We start from the raw sequence: 7,685 nt of genomic DNA, 5'->3' as shown, positions 1-7,685 counted from the left end.
AGATGTGTATAAGAGACAGGTCCCAGTACGGCGGCGCCCCGTTGCGGTAGGCGGGGCCCCCCCAGTCGCCCCGGTAGCAGGCGGAGCGGTGGTGGCGGGCGAGGCTCGCGAAGCCGGAGGCATAGCCTCCGATGGCACCCGCGGCGAGGAGGACGACGAGCAGACGGTGTCTCATGGGATGTCTCCAGGAAGAGGGCAGGGGGTTTCAGACGAAGGACGCGGGGCCGTCATCGTTGTGCGGACGGCCACCCCAGCGGCCGTGCCCGCCGCAGCGCCGCCCGTGCCAGCCGCGGCCCTCGCCGCGCCAGCCGTAGCCCCAGCCGTGCTCGATGATGTCCGCGAGCTCGCGGCGCTGGTTGGGCTCCAGCGCCTCGTGCACCTGGGACAGGGCGTCCTGCACGGTGTTGCGCAGCGTCTCCAGCGCCACGTCGTGGCGGCTGAACAGCTCGCGCAGCATCGCGCCGTCGAAGTGCTCGCCGCGCAGGGAGCCCGCGAGCGACGTGCGGCTGGGGCCCCACTGGTCCTTCACCTTGGCGAAGGCCTCGCGCACGTTCTCCACGGCCTTCACGATGACCTTCTCCTGGCCGGGGGACGTCTCCAGCCGCTCGAAGAGCCAGCGCAGCCGGGGGCGGGTGTTCCAGCGGCCGCCGTGGTGGGAGTGGTGATGGCCGTAGCGCCCCCGGCGGAGGGTGGCGAAGAGACCGGCGAGGCAGGCGGTACCGAAGAGGAATCCGAACATGTGCTTGGCTCCAGGAAGCAGGTCGGGCACCGACCAGGCGGGCCCGTGTCGTTTCTGACGGAACTCAAGGTAGAAGGCGGGTGTGAAGCCCACGCCCGGGGGCGGTGAAGAAGTGTGAAGGCCTGCGGAATGCCCCGCGGGGCATCGGGTGTTCCAATTTCGGGACTCGACTTCAGCCGCTGTGTCGGATGAAGGACGGCTTCCGGCGAGAATCCACCCTCAGGAGTGGTGTTCGCGCAGGAAGTGGGTAGAGTGCCCGGCGTGCCGGGGCGGTGTTCGTTCCAGCACCGGTGGAAGGCGCGAGCCTGTCACCTGTACAGAGCAGAGAAAGAGAAGAGACTCACAATGGCATTCGGTACCGTGAAGTGGTTCAACGACGCGAAGGGTTTCGGCTTCATTGCGCAGGACAATGGCGAGGACGTTTTCTGCCATCACACTGCGATCAACATGGATGGCTTCCGCACCCTGGCTGAAGGCCAGAAGGTGGAGTTCGAAGTCACCAAGGGCCCCAAGGGCCTGCAGGCGCAGAACGTTCGCGCCGCCTGATCCAGCCGAACTCCTGACTCACCCCCAGCGGTGAGTCCTCGAAGCCCAGTCTCCCCAAGGGAGGCTGGGCTTTCGTCTTTCTGGACGCAGGGCAGGCGGGCGACCGCACGGCGGAATCCGCCAGGGTCCAGGGTCTTCCCTACCTTCTCCCCAGGAGGAGCGCGGCGCCGCACGCCGCCTCCCAAGGAGAGGCGAACATGGGCGACACCAGCGTGAAGAAGGTCGAAAGCCGCCATTCCCCCAAGGGGGAGATGGGCCAGAAGTACCTCGCATCCGGCGTCCGTGTGGCCATGCGGCTGTGGGAGGACGAGCCGCCCGCCGAGGCCAAGCCCGCCAGCACCCGCGACTACGAGACCGTGGGCTTCGTGCTCAAGGGCCGCGCGGAGCTGCACCTGGAGGGGCAGACCATCCTGCTCAACCCCGGCGACTCCTGGCTCGTGCCGCGCGGGGCCAGCCACACGTACAAAGTCCTGGAGACCTTCTCCGCCGTGGAGGCGACGAGCCCCGTCGCGACGGCGCACGGCCGTGACGAGCACGAGGCCCCGAAGAGCGCCAAGGCCTGACGGAGCGGTGGGCCGGAAGGAGCGGGGCTTCCTGGGTGGGAAGCCCCGCCGCCACGCCAGACGCGATGCCCAGGCCCTGTGAGATGTGCGCACAGGACCCGTCCGGGGCGCATGCGAATCCAGTCCCCTGGAGCAGGCTCCTCGTCATCCGCGGGCACTGTCATGGGGAAGTGCCCCTCGTCACGCTCGCGAGCGGAATCCAGGTCCTCAACGTGGATGCGCGCGCGGTGCTCCTCCGGCGTACGGGAGGTTGATCAGCCCCGGGGCGGGATGGGGGCGCGGGTCCGGCGCCCCCAGAAGACGAAGAGCGAGAGCGCGACGAGGAGGAAGTTGAAGGGGGTGTTCGCGGTCTCGCCACGCACAACGACTGCGTCGCGACGCGCGAAGTCCTCAGCCTCGTCGGGGACAAGTGGAGCGTGATGGTCATCGTCAACCTGGGCCAAGGCCCGGTGCGCTTCAGCGACCTCAAGCGCGCCATCGAGGGCATCTCCCAGCGCATGCTGACCCTCACGTTGCGCAACCTGGAACGGGATGGGCTGCTGACGCGGACCGTGTACCCGACGACGCCGCCGAGCGTTGAGTACGCGCTCACGAAGCTGGGGCGCTCGCTGCTCGAACCGGTGTCCGCGCTCGCGATGTGGGCGCAGCAGCACCGGCCGGAGATCGAGCGCGCGCGTGAGGTCTTCGTGCGCGCCGCCAGGGTGAAGTGAACGTGCCGGTGGGGCCCGAGGGCCGCCATCGCGTTCCGTGCTGACGCAGCCGCTTGCTGGAGAGACGCGGCGCCAGGGGCTGACTCCGGGGGCGCGCCACTGTTCCGGGGGAAGGTCTTCCGCGAGCGCACCGTGGCATCCGACTTGCGTAGGGATTGGGTCCACTCCCCTCGCTTCGGAAAGCGCTCATGACCTCCAAGACGCCTTTCACCCAGGGCATCCTCATCTGCCCGACGACGCACATCGACTGGGATTGGGTCTACACGTTCGACCAGTACTACGCCTCCAACAGCCAGGCCTCGGGCTCCAGCGGCGGACGCGACACGGTCCAGAACATCTTCAACGCCGCGGGCTCGCTCTTCTCCAGGCGGATCGCCTTCGCCTTCTCCGTGACGGAGGTGGGGTTCCTGCAGCGCTACGCGCGGGACAACCCGGCGGGCATCGCGGCCTTCGCCGCGGCGGGCGAGGACTTCTGCCTGATGGGCGGCGGCATCACGTCCCCGGACAACCTCGTCTGCGCGGGCGAGCTCTTCATCCGCAACTACCTGGTGGGGCGCACCTGGGCGAAGCAGGTCGGGCTCGGGGGAAACCTGTACGACTCGGCGTGGCTGCCGGATGACTTCGGGCATGATCCCCAGCTGCCCGTGGTGCTGAACGCCATGGGCCTCACCACGGCTGGGCTCTCCCGCGTGCCCGGCTCTCCCCAGGGGTCGCCTGGAGCCGCGCCCATCGACCCCGTGGGTCCCTCCATCGCTTCGCAGTTGAACACCAACGGCCTGGTCTTCCAATGGCAGGCGGGGGATGGCTCCCGCATCACCGCGCTCTTCATGCCCAACACCTACGGCACGGTGGGCTACCTGGACGCGGACGACATCTCCAGCAATGCCAAGACGGTGAACCAGTTCGTTACCCAGTATGCCTCGGGTTGGCCCGGCGGCCTGCGATTCATTCCCGTGGGCATCGACTTCGCCACGCCCTCCGTCACCTCCCCGTCGGGCGAGGTGTTGAGCTGGTTGAACGTGACCCATGGCTACAACAACAGCTTCGGCAACAGCAATGGCGTCAAGGGAACCACGGGGACGTTCAAGACATACATGGACGCCGTCCTGGGGAGCGGCGCCGCGCTCCCGGTGAATGCGCCGCTCAACGCGCAGAACTACTGGACGGGCTACTTCGCCAGCCGTCCCGAGCTGAAGCGGAACCAGTACGCCGCGGTGCGCGCGCTGATGTCCGCGGAGGTCATCAGCGCGCTGCTTCGCACCAGCAGCGGTTACGCCACCTCCTCGCTGGACGCGTTCGACTCCACGGTCTGGAATGGCTGGGAGGTCCTTGCCCCCAGCTCCCATCACGACTTCGTGACGGGCACGTCTCCGGACAACGTGTATTACGGCGAGCAGCTGCCGCTGAGCCGGCAGGGCGTCTCGGTGGCGAGGGCCGCCCTGGGCCAGGGGATGGAGCTGCTCGCGCAGGGCATCTCGGCGAAGCCACAGCCCCAGGAGCTCCCTGTCGTGGTGTGCAACACGCTCGGGTTCGAGCGGGTCCATGGACTGCTGGCGGAGCTGATCCCTCCACCGGCGGACCTCCGCTTTCACGCCGTGAAGAGCGTGCGGACCCGCGACGGGTTGCTGCCCATCCAGCGGGCCGCGAACGGGAACCTCCTCTTCATGGCGGCGCCCCCCAGCGCGGGCTACGAGACGGTCTACCTCTCCACCCTGTCTCCGCCGGGACCCATCGTGACTTCGCGGCCGTCGGTGGGAGACACGGCGACGCTGGAGAACGCGCTGATCCGCGTGACCCTCTCCAAGGCGGATGGGTGGGGCATCAGCCAGTTCTCATATCGGGTGGATGGCGAGAGGCAGAGCCTCTTCGCCTCCCAGAGCGTGGGCAATCAGCTGCGGTTCTACACCGACTCCGGCAACATCTATCAGTTCGGCAATGAGCCGTATGGCTCCTCCAATCCGCCTGCCTATGGCACGTTCAGCCAGGACACGTCCGCGAAGTTCGTGGGGGGAGACGCGCGGTGGCTGGAGCAGGGGCCGTACCGCCATCGCTTGCAGGCGGAGGTGACGGAGCAGAACAGCGGTCACAAGTTCATGCTGGAGTACTCGCTGGTGGTGGGCGAGCGCTTCCTCCGGATGAAGCTCACGGGCGCCTCGCCCTCCGGCAAGTCGGTCGTGGTGGCGTTCCCCATGGTGAACGCGAGCGGGACGGCACCCACGACGCTCAGCTACGGCACGCCGCACTACCAGCAGGACGTCCTGCCCGTGCCCAACTGGCCCGGTCCGACCTTCGTCGCCACCCATGACTACGTGCTCCCCTGCATCCAGCAGGGAAGCCAGCCGGTGGGTGGCATCTACCATCAGGGCATCCCGGCCTGGACGCTGGACGACGAAGGCGTCCTGCTCGGCGTCGTGCTCCGCAACACCCCCGCGGGCGGTCGGGGCGCGTCCGGCAGCGATTCCGGCTGGCATGAGCAGGAGTACGTCGTGGCGCCGCCGCTGTCTGTCCATGGCACGCCTCGGCTCGGCACGCCGCTGAAGGACGCCCTGTCGGTCACCACTCCGCTGGAGGCGCGCTTCATCCCCGACGGACAGGAAGGCTCGCTGGCGGAGACAGGCTCGCTGGGCCAGGTCACGGCGACGAACGCCGGGACGCCCGTGGAGTCGGAGGACGTGATGATTCGCGTGGCGCGGGTGCAGGCGCCGGGAGCCTCGGGGGGTTACCCCAGCTGCGGCACGAAGAGCGGCGCGATTCCGACCAGCCTCGTGGTGCGTACCGAGAAGCGGGGCAGCCAGGCCACCCAGCTCACGGTGCGGTTCCCCTTCCTGGCGAAGGCAGCCCATGCAGAAACGCAGGTCGTCACCGCGCTCGAAGCGCCGCTGACGGAGCTGGCGCCCGTGCCTTCCGCGACCGACACCGTGACGGTGGACTCACCCCATGCGTTGGCCGCGCTGCGCATCGCGTGGTGCCGTATCCACGGGGGCTGAGCACGGCGCGGGATGGGGCTGCTACCCGTCACGCCGCCAGACGTTCGTGCGGCTCGCGAACAGCTCCACCACCCAGTCGATGAACACCCGCAGGCCGGCATCCCGCTGCCTCGCGGGTGGGTAGACCAGGAAGATGGGGCGGGCTTCGGGCTGCCATCCCTCCAGCACCGGCACCAGCTCCCCCGTGGCCAGGTAGGGCTCCACCACGAAGCGGGGGGCGATCATCACGCCCAGGCCGGCGAGCCCCGCGGCCAGGTACGCGTTGGTCTCGTTGAGCAGGAGCTGGCCGCGGCCCTGGACCTCGAGCCGCTCCGCGCCGCGCTGGAAGGTGAAGGGGAGCGGTTTGCCGCTCGGCGACGCGAAGTAGCTCACCAGCGCGTGCGACGCGCCGGCCAGCTCCAGCGGATGGTGGGGCGGGCCGTGGCGCTCCAGGTAGCGGGGTGACGCGCAGGCCCAATAGTCCAGGTCGCCCAGGTGCCGCGCGACCAGGGACTCGTCCTTCACGGCACCGCCCCGGATGGCGCAGTCGACGTTGTCCGACAGGAGGTCCACCACGCGGTCGCTCACCCCCAGCTCGATCTGCAGCTGCGGATAGCGCGCGCAGAACGCCGGCAGCGCGGGGATGAGCAGCAGCCGGGAGAGGGTGCCACTCGACTCCACCCGAAGCCGTCCCCGGGGACCGCGCCGCGTCTGCGTCAGCGTGGCTTCGAGGTTGCGCACCTCCCCCAGCAGTCGCAACGCCTGCTGGTAGTAGGTCATGCCCTCCGGAGTGACGGTCACCCGGCGCGTGGTGCGGTGGAGCAGCTTCACCCGCAGCTGCGCCTCCAGCTGTTGGATGAGCCGGGTCACCGCCGCCTTCGGACGGCCCAGCGCGTCGGCCGCCTTGGTGAAGGTGCCACTCTCCACCACGCGGACGAAGGCCTCCATCGCCGCGAACCTGTCCATCCTCCACCTCATTGTTTCAGGGGTGAAACGGAGTGTGTGCCGAGCGCCTGTTTATCGCAGGGCAGGCGCGTCGCTATCTCCTCGCGCATGAAAAGACCGCTCCTTCGCCGTGGTGGTGTCTCTCTTTCCCTCGCTCGCGTCCTCGCGCTGGGAGGCCTTGCTGTCACGCCGCTGATTCCGTCCGCCGTCCACGCGGCGGCACCCCAGGTGCGCACGCAGGCCCCTGGCTACTACCGGATGATGCTGGGTGACTTCGAAGTCACCGCGCTCTCCGACGGCACCGTCCCGCAGACCATCCACGAGGTGGCGACGCGCACGACGCCGGAGCGGGTGACGGCCCTGCTCGCGCGGGACTTCCTCCAGGATCCGGTGGAGACGTCCATCAACGCCTTCCTCATCAACACCGGCACGTCGCTCGTGCTCGTGGACACGGGCTCGGGGAGCTTCTTCGGTCCTGATTCCGGCGGCCGGCTCCAGCAGAGCCTCCGGGCCGCGGGCTACCAGCCCGAGCAGGTGGACGTGGTGCTGCTCACGCACATCCATTCCGACCACTCCGGAGGGCTCATGACGGGCGCGAGCCGTGCGTTCCCCAACGCCGTCCTCCGGGTGCACGCCCGGGAGACGGACTTCTGGCTCAGCGCGGAGAACATGGCGAAGGGTGAGGTGGCGCGGAAGTTCTTCGAGGAAGCACGGGCGATGGTGGTGCCGTACCAGGACGCGGGGAAGCTGAAGCCGTTCGGGGACAAGGACGTCCTCGTCCCGGGCATCCGGGCCGTGCCGACGCCGGGACACACTCCAGGGCACTGCATCTACGTCGTTGAAAGCCAGGGGCAGCGGCTGGTCCTGTGGGGGGACCTCATGCACTTCGGCCCCGTGCAGCTGCGCGAGCCCGCGGTGACGGTCGCCTACGACGTCGATTCCAGCGCGGCCGCCGCCCAGCGAGCGCGGTTGCTCTCGGAGGCCGCGGGACGTGGCGACCTGCTGGGGCTGGACCACATGTCCTTCCCCGGATTGGGGCGGCTTCGCCCGGACGGCAAGGGCTACCGGTGGATCCCGGTCAATTACAGCTCGGGCCAGCGGTGGCCGGACGTGAAGGCCAAGGCGGAGTGAGGGGTGGGCGTGAGGGCCGGGAGCCGTCCAAGCCATGGGCTGCCGGCCCGGCAACGAAGGCTTCTCTTCGCGTGGAGGCCAGCAC

General features: G+C 69.0%; 6 protein-coding genes and 1 pseudogene. 5 read left to right on the top strand and 2 right to left on the bottom strand.

Annotation, left to right across the window (positions count from 1 at the left end; translation table 11 throughout):
- Positions 1 to 205: 205 nt before the first annotated feature.
- Positions 206 to 739 (bottom strand): periplasmic heavy metal sensor, encoded by a 534-nt coding sequence (locus tag D7W79_RS35120; protein WP_120529681.1) that lies wholly within the window; start codon positions 737 to 739, stop codon positions 206 to 208.
- A 345-nt stretch (positions 740 to 1,084) separates the two neighbouring features.
- Between D7W79_RS35120 and D7W79_RS35115 the strand changes: the two genes are divergently transcribed.
- The 4 genes and pseudogenes from D7W79_RS35115 to D7W79_RS35090 all read left to right on the top strand — a co-directional run bounded on the left by D7W79_RS35115 (position 1,085) and on the right by D7W79_RS35090 (position 5,545).
- Complete coding sequence (locus D7W79_RS35115; RefSeq protein WP_120529680.1) at positions 1,085 to 1,285, top strand: cold-shock protein; 201 nt, start codon at positions 1,085 to 1,087, stop codon at positions 1,283 to 1,285.
- A 197-nt stretch (positions 1,286 to 1,482) separates the two neighbouring features.
- Positions 1,483 to 1,848 carry a cupin domain-containing protein gene (locus tag D7W79_RS35110; RefSeq protein WP_120529679.1) on the top strand — a complete coding sequence of 122 codons (366 nt, stop codon included), beginning with the start codon at positions 1,483 to 1,485 and terminating at the stop codon, positions 1,846 to 1,848.
- Between the two features lie 407 nt (positions 1,849 to 2,255).
- Positions 2,256 to 2,558, top strand: a pseudogene (locus D7W79_RS35095) (winged helix-turn-helix transcriptional regulator); the annotation flags it as partial.
- 188 nt (positions 2,559 to 2,746) lie between these two features.
- Entirely contained in the window at positions 2,747 to 5,545 is a 2,799-nt protein-coding gene (locus D7W79_RS35090; protein ID WP_120529677.1) for a glycoside hydrolase family 38 N-terminal domain-containing protein, read from the top strand.
- A 21-nt stretch (positions 5,546 to 5,566) separates the two neighbouring features.
- On the opposite strand, the gene D7W79_RS35085 is transcribed toward D7W79_RS35090, so the two are convergent.
- The gene (locus tag D7W79_RS35085; RefSeq protein ID WP_120529676.1) at positions 5,567 to 6,490 is read right to left on the bottom strand and encodes a LysR family transcriptional regulator; all 924 of its coding nucleotides are present in this window, start codon (positions 6,488 to 6,490) and stop codon (positions 5,567 to 5,569) included.
- 87 nt (positions 6,491 to 6,577) lie between these two features.
- Between D7W79_RS35085 and D7W79_RS35080 the strand changes: the two genes are divergently transcribed.
- The gene (locus D7W79_RS35080) at positions 6,578 to 7,600 is read left to right on the top strand and encodes an MBL fold metallo-hydrolase (RefSeq protein WP_120529675.1); all 1,023 of its coding nucleotides are present in this window, start codon (positions 6,578 to 6,580) and stop codon (positions 7,598 to 7,600) included.
- Positions 7,601 to 7,685 lie beyond the last annotated feature (85 nt).

Source organism: Corallococcus exercitus (genome assembly GCF_003611585.1).
Classification (GTDB): domain Bacteria; phylum Myxococcota; class Myxococcia; order Myxococcales; family Myxococcaceae; genus Corallococcus; species Corallococcus exercitus.
This window is presented reverse-complemented; position numbering and strand designations above follow the sequence as displayed.